This is a genomic window from Hymenobacter arcticus, assembly GCF_054779975.1.
Genome location: NZ_BAAGXF010000001.1, coordinates 102,609 through 118,295 on the forward strand (window position 1 = coordinate 102,609; position 15,687 = coordinate 118,295).

Genomic DNA, 15,687 nt, shown 5'->3' on the forward strand with positions numbered 1-15,687 from the left:
AACAATATGCATCTCAGTAGTCTTGATTTTCAAACTTGGTGCAAACAACATCCTGACCACAAAGACATTTGGTACAGGGAATTATACCCTTACAATGTATTTAAACTGATAGACTTCTCAACTGAACTGCTCGATGTTCAGCAAGAAATCGAGTTTAATCAAGTGAATTATCTTGCAAAGATTAATACTATAGAGCTGCAAGAAAATGGAAGGTTCAAAACTACTTTTGAACTGACAACTAATTCAGGTTCCAAAACTCAAGCCTGGAAAGATTATACATGGAATACAGTTTTTCAAATTGTATATTCTGATAATTATTGGTTCGTTACCGTTTTTGCCAAGAACGACCCATCACAGGATTATGTCTCTCGTTTCAAGCGAGGTAATTTTCAGAAAATCAATGCCAATAAGTCCCTACCGCTTTCAGACTTATTATTCAGAACGCTAGTATTACTAATTTCAGCAAAAAAATTCTCTACTGGCAAGCACAACGTAACTTTTGCCCCTTTATTACAAGGCGTCCGAAATACTGAGGAGCATCCACAATTTATTCGTAAGTCGAAGTCTTTTACACCAATATTTTCTGTCGATAGAGACATCTGGGTAGTTGTTAGCTTTACAGAAGAAAAAGCTCATCGGCTTGCGTATCACTTATCTAATCAATGTCATAATCTATACGTGGTATTTTGTAACCCGACTTATACTCGCCACCACCGCTGCAAACATCTCGAAACCCATGTGCTTTCTTTGCATGAGTTTTCGAGTTTCTGCGCTGGTTCTGCATACGTTGAATACGAAACGCAAATTCGCTTCTTACAGAATCACTTAAACTTAAGCGAAACTGCTGACTCCACAGCCCTATTAGCCGAGATTACAAGTCCCACTCAAGAAAATTATGAGATACAAAAGTCTGATTTAATGGAAGCCTGGAGTGTAGCGAAGCTAGTTCCTACAACAGACAATGACACATTTCATTATTTAGCTGCAATGAATGTCATTAATGCCTGGCTTAGCAGAAATCGCAAGAATAAGCCTACAAACAAATCCCAGCAAGATAAGCTTTTTCGTGATATGTATTTCTTTAAAACATATCTGTCAAATCTATTAACTGAACTTATAGAGAGGCCAAGAGCATCTACAAAAATCTTTATTGAAAATGAATTAACACTAATTGAAATTATTGGTTTTCAGTTTTCCTTCCACAACCTGCCTAAAAACGAGATTATTACACGATTTCAAAACAGCCAAGAAAACCAACCAATAGTATGGTGCGGCAAGCGTTTGCAGCCTATTGCCTCTCTACTTTTAAGATATGCAATAGCACTTAAGGCATAACGCTTTTACAACACTTCTATCCGCTTTACCCGCCGCGAGTGGGCGCTAAAGTAGCCTACTACCCCGACCTAGAAGTTTAAATTGGTGTTTGCGCAGGGTGATACCAACACTTAAAATCAAGCATTAGCCCCCCCTTGCGCAAACACCGCCAGCTGCGAGGGCGCGCCCACGCCTTCCGCCGCCTCGCCCATGCCTACTAGCCGCACCTGGTACCCGTGGCGCGCGGCCACGGCGGTGGCCCAGGCCGCAAACTCGGCCCGGCTCCACTCGAAGCGGTGGTCGGCGTGGCGGAAGGTGCCGGCCGCGAGGCGGTCGTAGAGCTGGTTGTAGTCGGCGTTGGGGGTCGTGACGAAGACGTGCGCCGGGCGCGCGTGGCCAAACACGACAGCTTCGAGGGCGGCGAGGCGGCTGGGGTCGAGGTGCTCGATAACTTCGACCAGCGCCGCCGCGTCGAAGCCGGCCAGGCGGTCGTCCTTGTACAGCAGCGAGCCTTGGATGAGGTCGAGGCGGGCGCGCTGGCGCGGGGGCATCTCAGCCAGGTGCAGGCGCTGGGCGGCGCGAGATAGCGCTTGGTGCGACACATCCATGCCCAGGATGTACTCAATCTTAGGCTGGCGCAGCAGCAGGCGCAGGAGTTTGCCCTCGCCGCAGCCCAGGTCGAGCACGCGCTTGGGGGCCAGTTGGTAGATTTCCTGGGCCACTTGCTGGAGGCGCTGGTCGTGCAGGAAGAGCTTTTCGGCTTTCGACTGGTCGTCCTCCGCGGGCGCGCCGGCCGGCGGAGTCGGGGCATCCGCGCTAAGGCTGGCAACGGCTGCGGTAGCCGAAGTGGCAGCTGGCTCCTCCTCCGCAGTCGTAGCGTCGGGGAGCGGAGCTGGCGCATCGGGCTCATCGGTTAGCTCGTCGGCCTCCAGCAGCCTTGCCAGCGCCGGGTTCACGTACAACGCGCGGTAGCGCAGGTACCGGCGCGTGATGAAGCCGCGCTCGGGGTGGCGGGGCAGCCAATCGCCGCCGCGGTGCAGCAGCTTTTCGGCCTCGTTCTGGTCCACGTAGTAGTGCTTGTCGTTGTCGAGCACGGGCAGCAGCACGTAGAGGTGCGTGAGCACGTCTTGCAGGCGCAGGCCATCGTGGCGCAGATGCAGCGTATAGTATTGACTATCAACCCACTCGGACTGGGTGGGGTCGAGCGAGTACGCCTCGGTTTCGACCACGTAGCCCAGCGGCTCGAAGAGGCGGCGCGGCCATTCGGGGCCGGGGGCCGATACCACGGCCACCGTGATGGCCAGCGGCAGCACCTCGGCGGGCAGGGCGGGCCGGTCCTTGCAGGTGCCATTCATGGCGGTGCCGAAGGCCTTGCTCAGCGCCACGCTCAGAAACGACGACGCCACGTAGGGCCGGTCATTGACGTACTCGGCCAGCGCAAAGCCGCCCTCGCCGGGCGCGCCGCCCCGGCCGCGCACCAGCCCGATGGGGTCGAGGTCGAGCAGCAGGGCGGCGGTGCAGCGCTCGGCGGTGGCTTCGGGATAAAAAACATGGGCCTGGCCGCCGGTTATTTCCACGCTTTGCAGGCGCGCCGGGTTTTTGTGGAGCAGGTAGCCCAGGTCGGTGGCGGGCTGGTGGGTAGTGGTAATGGTGAGCAGCATAGCAGAAAGCGTGGGGCAGAAGCTCAAAAGTAACGCGATGTAGCGTGGACGCTGCGAGTCCGCGCGTAGGGTCGGTTGCGCAACTTTTATTCCAGCACACGGCGGACGACGTGTCTAGATATTACGCAACGCCCCCACGCGCGGACTCGCAGAGTCCACGCTACACCCGCTATGCCCGGCCGACCTTTTCCAGCAGCGCCTTGGTTTTGCGGATGCCCTCATCTTCGCTCAGCTTTTCGCCTTCGTACTCGATGCCCACGTAGCCTTTGAAGCCCGATTCTTTGATGATGCGGAACATCTTGTTGTAATCGGTTTCTACGCAGTTACCGGCCGCGTCAAACTCAAACGTTTTGGCGCTCACGCCTTTAGCCAGGGGCATCCACTCCTGCACGGCCTGGTACTTGTCGTACGATTCCAGGCAGGTACCCTGGTACAGGTCGCCGGTGTCGCGCCGGATGCAGAAGTTGCCAAAATCGGGCAGAATGCCCACGCTGGGCTTCCCCACCTGCTGAATGGTGCGCAACAGCCACTGCCCATCGGAGGTGTAGCTGCCGTGATTCTCCACAATCACATTGATGTTTTGCTTCTGGGCGTACTCGTTCAGGCGGCCCAGGCCGTCGATGGCGGCCTGCTGCACTTCGGTGGCCGAACCCTTGCCAAAAGCGTTGACCCGAACAGTGAGGCAGCCCAGAAACTTGGCGGCATCCACCCATTTGTAGTGGTTTTCGACCGCCTTCAGGCGCTCGGCCTGGTTGGGCGAGCCCAGGTCGCCTTCACCATCAATCATGATGAGGTGGTTGCGCACGCCGTGGTCGCGGCAGCGCTGCAACAGGTTACTTAAATACTTGGTATCCTCGGCTTTGTCTTTGAAAAATTGGTTGACGTATTCCACCACGCTAATGCCATAGTCCTTTTTGGCAATGCCGGGAAAATCCAGGTTGCTGATTTTCTTGCTGAATAAGGCCTTGTGCAGCGACCACTCGGCCAGGGATATTTCAAAAAACGGCTGCTTGGCGGGCACGCTGGCAAATGCTTGCGGCGCGAGGGCCGCCGCGGCGGCCACGGTAGCGGCCTGTTGCAGGAAGTGACGACGAGAAAGTGACATGGCAAACGGGTGGGAAAAGGATAGCAGCCAGCCCCATACGGTGCGGCCCGCCGAAAGTAGCACCGCCCCGGCGGCCAGCCAACCGCCACCCCCGAACTTTGCGGCGCTTGTCCGCCCCGCCCCGGCGGCTTCCCTCCCCCACGCTTTACTCCTATGTCCGAACTCTCGCCTCCCACCGCCGCGCCCTCGCTCACCGACTTTGCCAGCTTCTACCTCTACGGCCTCACCGACAACCCGTATCAGCAATCAACTGACATGCAGCATTTTGGTGAGTTATACAACCTCGTTATTGGTGAGCACGGCGGGGTGAGCATTAGCAGCTCATTTCACCCCTACCAGCTCGTAAACCCGGCGGGCGTCACGGTGTGGTACGCGGCCTACGCGCAGCTCTATGCGCAGCCCAACCGCACCGAATTATTTGGGGCGATGGCCGATGAGCAGGCGCGTTTCGTGGTGGCCCCGCCGGCCTCGTTCAGCGCGTTTCACGTGTGGCCCGACACCCGGCTGACCAGCGCCGAAAACCCAGTTTTCAGCCGCTACGTGCCGTTCGTACTGCCGTTTTTGGTACGCAAAGGCCCGGCCGCCCTGCGCTGGGACGCCGAATTTGCGGCCGCCGCGGGCGACCGCGACCGCATCCAGCCCTACCTGGCGGCTGTGAACGAAGCCATCCGGTTTGTGCAGCCCGCGCCGGCATTTGTGCTGGGCTTTGGCGAGTTTTACGAGGAGCAGCCTGAACAGCTCATTGAGGAATTTATGAATTGCCGCAGTATGCTGCGCTAGAGCGGTAACGAAGTAGCCGGGCAGGAAGTCATCAGCACGTCATGCTGAACGCAGTGAAGCATCTCTACCGCTTTGTTGAATAGCCTGAATGAAGCGGTAGAGATGCTTCACTGCGTTCAGCATGACGTTCTTAACTACCCACCCAACCAAGCGCAGGCTACAAAGTCCGCGCTACTTCCGCCCCAGCCAGAAACTCGCCGTACCAGCGCCCCGAGTCCTTAATGGTACGCTCCTGGGTTTCGTAATCGACGTGCACCAGGCCGAAGCGCGGCCGGTAGCCCTCGGCCCACTCAAAGTTGTCGGTGAAGCTCCAGGGGAAGTAGCCGTTGACCCGGATGCCCTCGCGCCGGGCGCGCAGCACCTGCCCGATGGCCGACTGGTAGTAGGCTTGGCGAGCCACGTCGGGCACGCGGCCACCGGCCGGCGCATCGGCAAAAGCCGCGCCCGACTCCGTTATATACAGCTCGGGCGCGCCGGGGTAGGCCGCGTACTGCTTCAGCATTTCATAGATTGACTCGGGGTAAACTTCCCAGCCCATTTCAGTAACGGGCACGCCGCGCTTGGCGGCCGGCACCAGGGCCGCGCCCAGCAGCGGCAGCCAGGGCGCGCGGCGCACCACTTCGCGGGTGTAGTTCTGAATGCCCCAAAAGTCGAAGTCGAATTTTAGAAGCGCCTCGTCGCCGGGCTTCTGGTAGCGGCGCAGCAGCCAGCCCAGCGTAGGCAGCTCGGCCGTGGGATAGCCCAGGCCGAGGGTAGGCTCCACGAAAAAGCGGTTGAGCACGGCATCGACGCGGCGCGTGGCGGCCTCGCTGGGGCCGTGGCCCGGCCGGTCGGGCGTGAGGTGCGAGCACGAAAACGTGGTGCCGATGCGCGCCGTGCTTGGCAGGGCGGCCCGCAGCGCCCGGCCGCCCTCGGCCTGGGCCAGCGTGGCGTGGTGGGCCGCCGCCAAAAAGCCCGGCAGGCTGCGCCGGCCCGGCGCGTGCACGCCCAGCGCGTGCCCCGCCCCCACAAATACCATCGGTTCGTTGAGCACCATCCAGTGCTGCACGCGGTCGCCGAGGCAGCGGGCCAGCACCTGGGCATAGTCGGCCAGCCAGCCCACCACCGAACGGTTGGCCCAGCCGCCGCGCTGCTGCAAGGCCAGCGGCAAATCCCAGTGGTACACCGTGAGCCAGGGGCGCAGGTCGCGCTCCAGGCAGGCATCCGCCAGGCGGTCGTAGAAGTCAAGGCCCCGCCGGTTCACCGCCCCTATACCCTCGGGCAGCACCCGCGGCCAGGCGGCCGAGAAGCGAAAATCAGTCAGCCCCAGCCCCTGGGCCAGGTCCAAATCCTGCTCGTAGCGAGTAAAAAAATCGGTACCCACCCGCGCGTGCTCGCCCCGCGCAACAGCCCCCGGCCGGCGCGTAAACTCATCCCAGATGCTGGGGCCCTTGCCCTGCTGCTGCCAGCCGCCCTCCACCTGGTAGGCCGCGCAAGCCGCACCCCAGTGAAAGTCGGCCCCAAAATCGGCGCGCGAATACGTGGCGGGCGTGGTAGCCGGAAAGAAAGCCGGGGGCAGCGCCAACGGGCGCTGGATGGAAAGCAGAGAATCGTCGGGCATCAAACGGGGCTGTGAGCAGCCGGGCACAAGTCAGAAAAAGAGAATACGGGCGCAGCCGCTAACCGGTAATACGCACATTGTAGGTAGCGCCGCCGCGCTAGTTGCTACGGGCCAGGGTAGCCCTACAAAGCTCGCGCCACGGCGGGCAGCGGCATCCCCAGCTGCTCGGCTAGCAGCTGGTCGAGCACCGCGCCGGTGCGGTCGGGGTAGTCTACGGGCACGGCCTCTCCGCGGTGCAGCCAGTCGTCGAGGCGGTCGAGGTGCTTGTCTTTGAGGCCGCGCACCACGGGCACGCCCATTTTGGCGAGCGCGGCGGCGTTGCACTGCTGCTCGTATTGCTGCTTCATGGGCACTACCAGCAGCTTCTTGCCCAAAAACAAGGTTTCGGCGGGCGTCTCAAAGCCAGCCCCGCACAGCACACCGTGGGCCCGGGCCAGGCTCTGCAAAAAGTCGCCGCCGCTCACCGGCCACACCCGCACGTTGCCGTGGTCGGCGGGCTGCTGGCTGTGCTTCGAAAACACTTCCCACTGCACCGTGCGACTGAGGTAGCGCAGGCGCTCAACCAGCGTGGCCTCGTCATAGGCGGGCAAGTATACCGTGTAATGCCCTTCATCAGAAGGCGTTAGCTCGCGCACCTGCCGCCGGATGACGGGCGTGCTAATGCCCGGCGCATATGCCTGAAAGTGAAAGCCATACTGCGCCGTATTGGGTGCGTAGTGCCGCAGCACGGCGCGGCCCGCCGGGTCTTCCTGCTTGGGCCGGGGCGCAGCGGGGTGCAGCACGGCGCTCTGGTGGCTTAGCGCTACGCAGGGCCGGTGGCGCAGCCGGCAGGCCCAGGCCGTCACCGGCTCGAAGTCATTGATTACCAAGTCATAGCTCTCTACCGGCAGGTGGCGGATATCATGCACAAACCCCGTCGAGTTGAACTGCCGGAAGGTCTTCACGAAATTTATTCCACCCTTCTTGCCGAATAAAAAGCCCATGCCGCCCACCCGGTACCGCACCTCAAAAGGCAGCGGCAGGTCGGCAGGCGGTCCACTCACCAGAATATCGAGCTGGCCGCCCAGGGCCGCCACGCGCTGCTGAAGCAGCGGCACCACGTCGAGCGCCCGCATCAAGTGGCCATTGCCAGTGCCCTGGATGGCATATAAAATATTCATTATAAAGTTATTATATTCACGCCTGTCATTGCGAGTGCAGCGCGGCAATCGCCCCAGCACGATACCCGAACGATTTCGTTCTGGGGCGATTGCCACGCTGTGCTCGCAATGACAGACGACTAAGAGTTCCTAACAAATTATTATTTCAGCTTAAACTCCAGCAGCAACCCCTCCAGCAGCGCGGCGGGTCCAGCATCGGCGGCCATTTCGGCGGCGTCGGGCAGGTCGGGGGTTTCGGCAGGCTCGGCCATGCGGGGGTCGTCGGCGTAGCGGTAGAGTTGCCAGCCGGCTTCGGCGGTGTATTCGAGGGCAGTGAGGTTTTCAACCCAATCGCCCGAATTCAAGTACGTTACCTCACCCTGGGGTGTATCTAGCGTTTTGATTTCGGGCTGGTGAATGTGGCCGCAAGCCACGTAGCGGTAGTCGTTGTCGGCGGCAATGTTGGCGGCCGTCTGCTCGAAATCGCTCACCAGGCTCACGGCGCTTTTCACCCGGTTTTTTATGGCTTTGGACAACGCCACTTTGGGCCGGCCTATCTTCTGCAACCCAAAGTTAACCAGTCGGTTGAGCAAAATAAGCAAATCGTAGCCCTTGCCGCCGAGCTTGGCCAGCCAGCGCGCGTGGCGCATAGTCACGTCAAACACGTCGCCGTGAAACAGCCAGGTGCGGCCGTGCGGCAAGTCGAGCACCAGCTTGTTATCGAGCTGAAAATGACCGAGTTTTAGGCCCGCGAACTTGCGCAGCAGCTCGTCGTGGTTGCCGGTGAGGTAGTATATTTTGGTACCCTTGGCGGCCAGGCCGGCCAGGTAGCGCACCACCCGCATGTGCGAGGCCGGCCAGTAGTTTTTCGAAAACTGCCAGATATCCACAATGTCACCGTTGAGCACCAGCACGTTGGGCCGAATACTCTTGAGGTAGCGCAGTAGCTCGGGGGCGTGGCAGCCGTAGGTGCCCAGGTGCACATCGCTGATGACGGCCACCGCCAGGCGGCGCTTTTTGCGCGGGCGCGAGGTAGTACCCGGCAGCATCGGCAATAATAAGTCGCTCATGCGGCCGCAGAATAAGGTTGGCCCGGCTGGCAGCGGCGCGGCCCAGCCTTGGGGCGGCGCGGCTTGGTGGGCGGCCCGTCGCTGGGCCAGCCGGCGGCCGCGCTACCCAAGGCAGCCCGCAGATTGCGGCGCAGTGGCCAGCCCAGGGCTACGCACCACACCAGCGCCAGCAGCCACGTCAGCCCCGCGCCGGAGGGCTGCCAGTCCAATAAAAAGCGCTTGGAAGCTGCGAGTTTTAGCATACCCAAAGCTCGCCGCCAGTTATTACGCAGGCATTACGCCAGCCTTACATTTTTGTCAACTTATGGGGCTAACGGGCTTATTTGGCGAATAAACCAGCGGATTTCGGGCGGGCTACCGTTCTTTGCAGCAGCCTTATTCCCTTTCTTTTTACAATTATTTACCTTCTCTGCATAATGCAATTCTCTACTACGCTACGCGTTGGATTAGTGCTGGCTTTGCTCGGCGGAGCCACCGCCGCGCACGCTCAAAGCCCCAACGGCCCGGCCCGCAAGCGCTACATGTTTGCCCAAAAAAACCCGGAGTGCCCAGTGGTAGCCAACCTCACCAAAAACACCGACGAGGACGCCGACGTCACGGGCACTTACACCCACGTGTGCTACCGCTCACCCGAAGAAATGCTCCTCGAAATCAATGAGTTGCGCAAAATTCACGACTGGGCCGACTCCACCTATCAGCGCCGCTTGGCCGCGCTGCCGCCCGGCGGGGCGCTGGTGCTCAACATTCGCCGCCAGGGCTCCAAAAACGCCGACCCGTCGCTGCTCACGCTCTCGGCCCGCACCAAGGATGGCAAAGAGATTTTTGCGGCCACGCCCAAGCCCGGTTTTGGCCGCTTTTTCGGCCGCGATTTGTATCAGAATCAGCAGCTTATCCCCTTCATCAAGCTCGACCCGGCGGCCGGCCCGCTCACGCTCGTTATTGTAGATACGCGCCTACGGCAACAGTTTGAGTACCAGCTAACGCCGCAGTAAGTTATCTAAAATACTGGTTAATATTGATTTGCAAAAAAGCCACTCCCCGTTGCTAACGTGCAACGAAGAGTGGCTTTTGCGTTAGGCAGCGCCCCTGTTTTCGAGGTGCTCGGTGGCGGCAGCTAGAAAATCAGCCGGGGTTACAAAGCCGTTGAAAAACTCTTCCAGCGTGCATATCCTGATAATCTCACTAAAGAATACCTCGTGGTCGGTGCCATACACCGTAGGATTTTCTTGGTCGGCATCGGTCAGGCAAACGAAGTAGTGGTCGGGAAAGCCGTAGGAATAGCAGACGCACATAAACTCCAGGTCGGTGCCCGCCACCACTTGCCTGATTTCGTCCGGGGTAACTAGGCCATCCAACTCGCCATAGTCGGGCGAGCCCTCTTTGAAGGGCGTAAACAGGAAGTTTCTGAAAAAAGCCTGCCCATACGGCAGTTCCTGGTCGGCAAAGAAGTGCGTCAGTAGCTGCTGGTCGAACGCGGGCCGGTCAGTTTGATACAGCGGCTGGTACTGCTCCCAAAACTCGGTTACCCCGGTTAGCTCAGTTAAGTAAGCAGCCGGGTATAAGGGATTTTTGAAGACGATGGCCGTTAGGTCGGCTTGCAGCGACGCACCCGTTACCCCATCGGTATTTCCTCCCAGGCGCTGCATCTGCTTTAAGATTGCCTGTTTCATAGGATTGATGCGGGCTAAGCCTTGTACAACTGCGCCCACTGCACGGCTAGCATCGTTTTGGCGTCTTGCAGCTTCTCTTTTAAGAGTACTTCTTTAGTCAGGCGCACCATTTCAATTTGCTCGTTTTCTTCGGCCAGCCCGCCGCCCGCGCCGGTTTGGCGACTCACCTCGGCATAATACACGGCGATGGTTTCGGCGCTGGTGCCGGGCGAGGGCCACATGGTCACAATCGCGGTCAGCTGGTCGATTTCGTAGCCCAGCTCCTCGTGAATCTCGCGGCGCACGGCGGTTTCGGGGCTCTCATCTTTGTCAATCATACCGGCCGCAATTTCGAGCAGCTCGCGCTCGGCCCCCACCCGAAACTGCCGGGTGAGCACGTACTCCTGCGTTTGGGTATCGAAGACCAGCGCCGCCACGGCGTGGCCGGGGGCAAACTGCTCGCGGGGCAATTCCTGGCCCTCGGGCGTCTTAATGGTAAGCTTGTTGAGCTTGAAGTGGCCGTCGTAGGCGCGCTCGCGGTGAACTATCTGCATGGGTTGGGGATTTAAGCGGTACCTTTGCCGCCGAAGGCAGCCTGGCAATCGGACCAGCTGCTGGCCGTAAGTATACGGCCGCCGGCCCGCCGCGTCGTCATTCTGGCACCAGGCGCGGGCTTTTTTCCCTCCCATTTTCTTGTACTTGCGCAGGCAGCCGATGGCCTCCGCCCCGGCCACCACCCACCGGGCGGGTGGCTCCCATCTTCATGACCTTTAACGACCTCAACTTGATTGAGCCCATCCTGCGCGCCCTGAGCGAGGAAGGCTATACCACCCCCACCCCCATTCAGCAGCAGGCCATTCCGCAGGTGCTCGAAGGGCACGACCTGCTCGGCGTGGCCCAGACCGGCACCGGCAAGACGGCCGCTTTCTCGGTGCCGATTCTCCAGATTCTGCACCAAACCGCCCAAACCCAGAAGGCCGCCCAGGGCCCCCGCGGCCGCGTGCGCTGCCTCATTCTCACGCCCACCCGCGAGCTGGCCATCCAGATTGGCGAGAGCTTTAAGGCCTACGGCCGCCACCTGCCGCAGCTGCGCTCCACCGTTATTTTCGGGGGCGTGGGCCAAAACCCGCAGGTGCAAGCCTTGCAGCGGGGCGTCGAAATATTGGTAGCCACCCCCGGCCGCCTGCTCGATTTGATGAATCAGGGCTACGTGAACTTGCAGCACGTGGAAGTTTTCGTGCTCGACGAAGCCGACCGCATGCTCGACATGGGCTTCATCCACGACATCAAGCGCATCTTGCCTAAGCTGCCCGCCGGCCGCCAGAGCCTGTTTTTCTCGGCCACCATGCCGAATGTTATCAAGGAGCTTTCGGCCACCATCCTGCGCCCCAACCCGGTGCAGGTAGCCGTAACGCCCGTGTCGAGCACCGCCGACACGGTAACCCAATCGGTGTTCCTAGTTGACAAAAACGACAAGCCCGCCCTGTTACGCCACGTGCTCAAGGACCCCGCCATCAAGCGCGTGCTCGTGTTTACCCGCACCAAGCACGGCGCCAACAAGGTGACCGAAACCCTGGAAAAGGCCCAAATCACGGCCGAAGCCATCCACGGCAACAAGAGCCAGAACCACCGTCAGCGCGCCCTCAGCAACTTCAAGGCGGGCACCACCCGCGTACTGGTAGCTACCGACATTGCCGCCCGCGGCATCGACGTGGATGAGCTGACCCACGTTATCAACTACGAAGTACCTAACGAGCCCGAAACCTACGTGCACCGCATCGGCCGCACCGGCCGCGCCGGGGCTTTCGGCACGGCGTTTACATTTGTAGAGGAAGAAGAGCGCGCATATCTACAAGATATTCAGAAACTTATCCGCAAGCAGCTCGACGTAGATAAGGAGCATCCGTACTCCACCAACAGCGTGGCCCCGGTGGCGCTGATGGGCAATGAGCGCATCATCCGGCCCAAAGGCCCGGCTGGCCGCCCCGCCCGCGATGGGCGCAGCGGTGGCGGTAGTGGCCAGGGCCGCAGCGGGGCCCCGCGTTCCAGCGGCTCTACCTCGGGCGGTGGCCGCAGCGAGCACCGCGGCGGCGGGCGGCCCCAATCGTCGGGCGGCGGCGAGCGCTCGGCTTCGGGGGGTGGCGCACCGCGCAGCAGCCGGCCCTTCTCGGGCGGGCGTGGCGGCAGCGAGGGTGGCAACCGCCGCTCCAGCTAAGCTGGCCTTTCAATAGCACTTGGTTGAATTAATTTCCGGTTGCTTAGCTTCTTACCCGAAGCTAAGCAACCGGATTTTTTTTACCTTCGCAGAAACAAAAACCCGGCAGACTGGCTTTTTCAGGTAGCTTCCTCGTCTTACTCTAACGCCGTTTTTCTGGCTCATTAGCATGACTTCCCGCGTTTCCCTCCCCCTCATTCAGGCGCTGCGCGACACCGCCCGCCGCCTCGCCGCCGAAGCCCCCTACCAGTGGGGCCACATGGGCAGCTGCAACTGCGGCCATTTGGCCCAGACCGTGACGCGCCTCACCAAGGCCGAAATTCACACCCAGGCCCTGCAGCGCTACGGCGACTGGGAGCGCCAACTTGTGGACTACTGCCCCACCAGTGGCCTGCCTTTCGACCAAACTATCGACGAGATGCTGGCGATGGGCTTCTCGCGCTCAGACCTCACCAACCTCGAAAAGCTTGGTGACCCAGCCGTGCGCATCGGCATTCCGTTTGAGCGGCGCAATGCCATGCGCCACAACCAGCGCGACGACGTGGTGCTGTACCTGCGCACCTGGGCCGACCTGCTGGAGCAGCAGCTGGTCGCTACCCTGCCCATGCCCGCCTTTGCCGAGCCTACCCTGGAGGCCGCGCACGCTTAGACGTACGCGCCATCATCCAGCCCAACAACAGAAAGCCCCGGCTACGCAAATTGCGTAGCCGGGGCTTTCTGTTGTTGGGCTGGGCCAGCCACGGGGACTGACTCAGCAGGCTGAGTTAATAGTTGACGTTGCTGCGCTGGGCCTCGCGGTAGCCTTCGGCGCGGTGTTCGCGCTTGTAGGCGGCATCGGCGCTAGGGTCTTTCTCCGCGTCGGGGGCCGTGGAGCAGGCAGCGGTCAAAAACAGGGCCGCGCTGGCGGCCAGCAGCAGAGAGTAGGTGCGCAAGCTTTTCATACCGCGAAGGTAAGGCCTAGCGGCCTAAAGCTGAAAGTCAGCCGTGGCATATTTTACCAAGCGGCTCCTCATTTCGTCCGGTCTGCCTAGCTGGCCATGGGTTTTCAGAGGCCTTCTGCAAGCACCTCCGCAGCAGCACTACTTAGCACTTGCGAACCCCTATTTACAATTGATTAAGACTCGAAAAATAGCTTAGTGAGTACGATACTGCTCCCTTGCGGCGGCTACAAAAGTCGCGGTTGCTGCTGAGCAGGGCTAGTATGGTTGGCTGAGTTATTTACTAGCATTTTCGGCCGTTATTCTGCAACTCTGTTACTAGAAGGTTCTCTATCGGCTCACTGAGTACTTACTTAGTTAGTTCACGTTTTTTGCATTTCAGCAAGCTAGCTAGGAGTCAACTTGGTTAGCAACCACACGTACTACTCAGTGCCAAAAGCATCCCTGACGACAATTGCATTAAAAAAATATAAGAACCGCTGAAAAATTAGTTCTTTTTACCTGCATTAAGTCTTTTAGTTAAAAGAGATAACCTCTTGAAAATAAGAAACTTATTTCATAATAAAAATCATTATGCAATCACTGAAAGAGTGGCAGCTTCCCATTTAACTTAACCCAGTTTAGCGGTGTGGCTTACCAAGGTAGCGGATCGGCTAAATCGAGCCGATTTCAGCATCTGTTTTCAGTTCGCGACGGGCACGACGGATTGAACTATGCGCCCAACTGCTTAGGCAAACGCTGTTAGCCTGCGCTGGCTGGCTGCTAAGGTAGGCTAACCGCTATCGATTATTGTCGGCACTACCCCCATTAGTAGAGAATAAGCCGACAGCCACCTGTGTTTTTGGCTTCTGCTTCCCCTCATTGCCCGTTGGAACAATGCTTAGCGCAAAGCCGCACCCGGGAGGTTTTATCCCTGCTGACAAATGGTCCGTGCAAAGCGGTCGCTTAGTTCTTACTGCTAGCAGCCAAACGTTTTGCAGGAGCCAATGCAAGCTCAGGCCTCGGGCTGATAATCGGCGAAAGAGCCATCTTGGTAGAAGATAACGATGCGCCGGATTGCCTTGCCTGAGTTGCCCAGAAAGGGGAGTAGCGCGGCCTCGGTTGATTCCTCGCGCCCGGCCGGCTTGGCAACAGCCGTAGTCATCGGCAGCGCCGGCCCGGTAGCAGGAGCTACCACGTAGCTGCTCATCGCTACCGCCGGCATTGGCGGGGTCACGGCTGGCGGCACCGAACTAGCTGGCGCAGCCGGCACAAACCGCGCGGCTCGGAATGGCTTACCCGCCGCGGGAAAAGGCGGTGAAACCGGCGCGAAACCGGCAGGAGCCGGCAGTGCGTGCGTAGCAACCGGAACTTCAATGCGGGGCGCAGCAGCTGTGCGGGGCGGGGCGGCGGGACTGGCCGGAGCAATGGGCTGTTTTTCGGCCTCTGAAGCAGCTAGGCTGCTAGCCGCATCAGGCTCTTCGGCTGGCACAATTGCCTCCGGGCCTAAGAAGGTGGCACGGGGAGCCGGGCTGGCCATCCTCAGTGGCTGGGGAACCATAGCAGCCGTGCTCGGTGCGGCGGGAGGCGCCGTTGGCACTGCACTGGCTACCTCGGGTGCTGGAAGTACCGTATCGGGGGTGGCACTGGCTACGGCTGGAGGAGCTACGCTTGGTGCTACCGGGGCATCGGTGGGGGCCAGAGCTGCCGTAGTGGTTGCCTCCAGCATTTCACCAAGGCCGCTTAGCAGCCAGGGCAGCGAAATATCAGGGAAAGCGCTGATAATGCGCTGCACCACTTCCAGGCTGGGCTTATTACGCTCGCTCAGAATATGGCTCATCACGGGCCGGCCGACCCCAATAAAGTCGGCAAACTGCGTGGGGGTGAGTTGTTTAGTATCCAGCAGCTGCCGAATGCGAGTTACCATATCAATCCTATTTGCTTCACAAATGTACGGAGCGATACCGCTGGTTCCTACTAGCTAAAGAAAACACAATTGATAACAAAAGTATGAGTACAAGGAAAGATATTCTATTTACAGATGTTTTACACATGTTAACAATTGATTTTCTTTCTTAATGCGACACAATTGTTTATGATAACCTCGTCAAAACAAATGCAATGCTTATTATTGACTGCCTCTTCAACTGCACAAAAAGACCCCAGCACATTTGTACTGGGGCCTCAATAAGCAGTAACAACTATCTGGCCAACTTAGAACAAGCCACCCGGAATTA

At 59.1% G+C, this 15,687-nt stretch carries 15 protein-coding genes; 5 read left to right on the forward strand and 10 right to left on the reverse strand.

Annotated elements, in window-relative coordinates; translation table 11 throughout:
* Nucleotides 1-6 precede the first annotated feature (6 nt).
* Nucleotides 7-1,335: a hypothetical protein gene (locus tag ACYVGC_RS00435; protein WP_460581803.1), complete on the forward strand. Its 1,329-nt coding sequence runs from the start codon at nt 7-9 to the stop codon at nt 1,333-1,335.
* A gap of 116 nt (nt 1,336-1,451) precedes the next feature.
* Here ACYVGC_RS00435 and ACYVGC_RS00440 read toward each other — a convergent pair whose 3' ends face one another.
* Together ACYVGC_RS00440 and ACYVGC_RS00445 are read right to left on the reverse strand one after the other, a co-directional pair.
* Nucleotides 1,452-2,975, reverse strand: coding sequence for a 3' terminal RNA ribose 2'-O-methyltransferase Hen1 (locus ACYVGC_RS00440; RefSeq protein WP_460581804.1), 1,524 nt, complete (start codon nt 2,973-2,975; stop codon nt 1,452-1,454).
* Between the two features lie 169 nt (nt 2,976-3,144).
* Complete coding sequence (locus ACYVGC_RS00445; RefSeq protein WP_460581805.1) at nt 3,145-4,080, reverse strand: sugar phosphate isomerase/epimerase family protein; 936 nt, start codon at nt 4,078-4,080, stop codon at nt 3,145-3,147.
* A 153-nt stretch (nt 4,081-4,233) separates the two neighbouring features.
* On the opposite strand from ACYVGC_RS00445, the gene ACYVGC_RS00450 reads away from it, so the two are divergent.
* On the forward strand, nt 4,234-4,860 hold the full coding sequence (locus tag ACYVGC_RS00450; RefSeq protein ID WP_460581806.1) for a hypothetical protein: 627 nt from the start codon (nt 4,234-4,236) through the stop codon (nt 4,858-4,860).
* A 157-nt stretch (nt 4,861-5,017) separates the two neighbouring features.
* Here ACYVGC_RS00450 and ACYVGC_RS00455 read toward each other — a convergent pair whose 3' ends face one another.
* The 4 genes from ACYVGC_RS00455 to ACYVGC_RS00470 form a co-directional block, all read right to left on the reverse strand.
* Complete coding sequence (locus ACYVGC_RS00455) at nt 5,018-6,460, reverse strand: glycoside hydrolase family 1 protein (RefSeq protein WP_460581807.1); 1,443 nt, start codon at nt 6,458-6,460, stop codon at nt 5,018-5,020.
* Between the two features lie 122 nt (nt 6,461-6,582).
* On the reverse strand, nt 6,583-7,620 hold the full coding sequence (locus ACYVGC_RS00460) for a glycosyltransferase family protein (RefSeq protein ID WP_460581808.1): 1,038 nt from the start codon (nt 7,618-7,620) through the stop codon (nt 6,583-6,585).
* A gap of 140 nt (nt 7,621-7,760) precedes the next feature.
* Entirely contained in the window at nt 7,761-8,669 is a 909-nt protein-coding gene (locus ACYVGC_RS00465) for a UDP-2,3-diacylglucosamine diphosphatase (protein ID WP_460581809.1), read from the reverse strand.
* Nucleotides 8,666-8,911: a hypothetical protein gene (locus tag ACYVGC_RS00470; RefSeq protein ID WP_460581810.1), complete on the reverse strand. Its 246-nt coding sequence runs from the start codon at nt 8,909-8,911 to the stop codon at nt 8,666-8,668. The genes ACYVGC_RS00465 and ACYVGC_RS00470 overlap by 4 nt, the downstream gene beginning before the upstream one ends.
* A gap of 174 nt (nt 8,912-9,085) precedes the next feature.
* On the opposite strand from ACYVGC_RS00470, the gene ACYVGC_RS00475 reads away from it, so the two are divergent.
* Nucleotides 9,086-9,661 (forward strand): hypothetical protein, encoded by a 576-nt coding sequence (locus tag ACYVGC_RS00475; protein ID WP_460581811.1) that lies wholly within the window; start codon nt 9,086-9,088, stop codon nt 9,659-9,661.
* A gap of 81 nt (nt 9,662-9,742) precedes the next feature.
* Here ACYVGC_RS00475 and ACYVGC_RS00480 read toward each other — a convergent pair whose 3' ends face one another.
* Both ACYVGC_RS00480 and ACYVGC_RS00485 read right to left on the reverse strand, forming a co-directional pair.
* Nucleotides 9,743-10,339, reverse strand: coding sequence for a hypothetical protein (locus tag ACYVGC_RS00480; RefSeq protein ID WP_460581812.1), 597 nt, complete (start codon nt 10,337-10,339; stop codon nt 9,743-9,745).
* 14 nt (nt 10,340-10,353) lie between these two features.
* Nucleotides 10,354-10,872, reverse strand: coding sequence for an NUDIX hydrolase (locus ACYVGC_RS00485; RefSeq protein ID WP_460581813.1), 519 nt, complete (start codon nt 10,870-10,872; stop codon nt 10,354-10,356).
* A 209-nt stretch (nt 10,873-11,081) separates the two neighbouring features.
* Here ACYVGC_RS00485 and ACYVGC_RS00490 point away from each other — a divergent pair, with 209 nt between their 5' ends.
* Both ACYVGC_RS00490 and ACYVGC_RS00495 read left to right on the forward strand, forming a co-directional pair.
* A complete protein-coding gene (locus ACYVGC_RS00490; protein WP_460581814.1) occupies nt 11,082-12,533 on the forward strand; it encodes a DEAD/DEAH box helicase in 1,452 nt (483 codons plus the stop codon).
* A 169-nt stretch (nt 12,534-12,702) separates the two neighbouring features.
* Nucleotides 12,703-13,182 carry a hypothetical protein gene (locus ACYVGC_RS00495; protein WP_460581815.1) on the forward strand — a complete coding sequence of 160 codons (480 nt, stop codon included), beginning with the start codon at nt 12,703-12,705 and terminating at the stop codon, nt 13,180-13,182.
* A 115-nt stretch (nt 13,183-13,297) separates the two neighbouring features.
* Here the strand turns inward: ACYVGC_RS00495 and ACYVGC_RS00500 are convergent, their stop codons facing one another.
* Together ACYVGC_RS00500 and ACYVGC_RS00505 are read right to left on the reverse strand one after the other, a co-directional pair.
* Nucleotides 13,298-13,474, reverse strand: coding sequence for a hypothetical protein (locus ACYVGC_RS00500; RefSeq protein ID WP_283566006.1), 177 nt, complete (start codon nt 13,472-13,474; stop codon nt 13,298-13,300).
* Between the two features lie 991 nt (nt 13,475-14,465).
* A complete protein-coding gene (locus tag ACYVGC_RS00505; protein ID WP_460581816.1) occupies nt 14,466-15,377 on the reverse strand; it encodes a helix-turn-helix domain-containing protein in 912 nt (303 codons plus the stop codon).
* Nucleotides 15,378-15,687: the final 310 nt, after the last annotated feature.

What these genes read in the sequence shown, in the direction of transcription:
- ACYVGC_RS00480 (WP_460581812.1), bottom strand. Translation starts at nt 10,339, where the DNA reads ATGAAACAGGCAATCTTAAAGCAGATGCAGCGCCTGGGAGGAAATACC.
- ACYVGC_RS00495 (WP_460581815.1), top strand. Translation starts at nt 12,703, where the DNA reads ATGACTTCCCGCGTTTCCCTCCCCCTCATTCAGGCGCTGCGCGACACC.
- ACYVGC_RS00505 (WP_460581816.1), bottom strand. Translation starts at nt 15,377, where the DNA reads ATGGTAACTCGCATTCGGCAGCTGCTGGATACTAAACAACTCACCCCC.
- ACYVGC_RS00475 (WP_460581811.1), top strand. Translation starts at nt 9,086, where the DNA reads ATGCAATTCTCTACTACGCTACGCGTTGGATTAGTGCTGGCTTTGCTC.
- ACYVGC_RS00490 (WP_460581814.1), top strand. Translation starts at nt 11,082, where the DNA reads ATGACCTTTAACGACCTCAACTTGATTGAGCCCATCCTGCGCGCCCTG.
- ACYVGC_RS00485 (WP_460581813.1), bottom strand. Translation starts at nt 10,872, where the DNA reads ATGCAGATAGTTCACCGCGAGCGCGCCTACGACGGCCACTTCAAGCTC.
- ACYVGC_RS00455 (WP_460581807.1), bottom strand. Translation starts at nt 6,460, where the DNA reads ATGCCCGACGATTCTCTGCTTTCCATCCAGCGCCCGTTGGCGCTGCCC.
- ACYVGC_RS00450 (WP_460581806.1), top strand. Translation starts at nt 4,234, where the DNA reads ATGTCCGAACTCTCGCCTCCCACCGCCGCGCCCTCGCTCACCGACTTT.
- ACYVGC_RS00435 (WP_460581803.1), top strand. Translation starts at nt 7, where the DNA reads ATGCATCTCAGTAGTCTTGATTTTCAAACTTGGTGCAAACAACATCCT.
- ACYVGC_RS00460 (WP_460581808.1), bottom strand. Translation starts at nt 7,620, where the DNA reads ATGAATATTTTATATGCCATCCAGGGCACTGGCAATGGCCACTTGATG.
- ACYVGC_RS00470 (WP_460581810.1), bottom strand. Translation starts at nt 8,911, where the DNA reads ATGCTAAAACTCGCAGCTTCCAAGCGCTTTTTATTGGACTGGCAGCCC.
- ACYVGC_RS00465 (WP_460581809.1), bottom strand. Translation starts at nt 8,669, where the DNA reads ATGAGCGACTTATTATTGCCGATGCTGCCGGGTACTACCTCGCGCCCG.
- ACYVGC_RS00445 (WP_460581805.1), bottom strand. Translation starts at nt 4,080, where the DNA reads ATGTCACTTTCTCGTCGTCACTTCCTGCAACAGGCCGCTACCGTGGCC.
- ACYVGC_RS00500 (WP_283566006.1), bottom strand. Translation starts at nt 13,474, where the DNA reads ATGAAAAGCTTGCGCACCTACTCTCTGCTGCTGGCCGCCAGCGCGGCC.
- ACYVGC_RS00440 (WP_460581804.1), bottom strand. Translation starts at nt 2,975, where the DNA reads ATGCTGCTCACCATTACCACTACCCACCAGCCCGCCACCGACCTGGGC.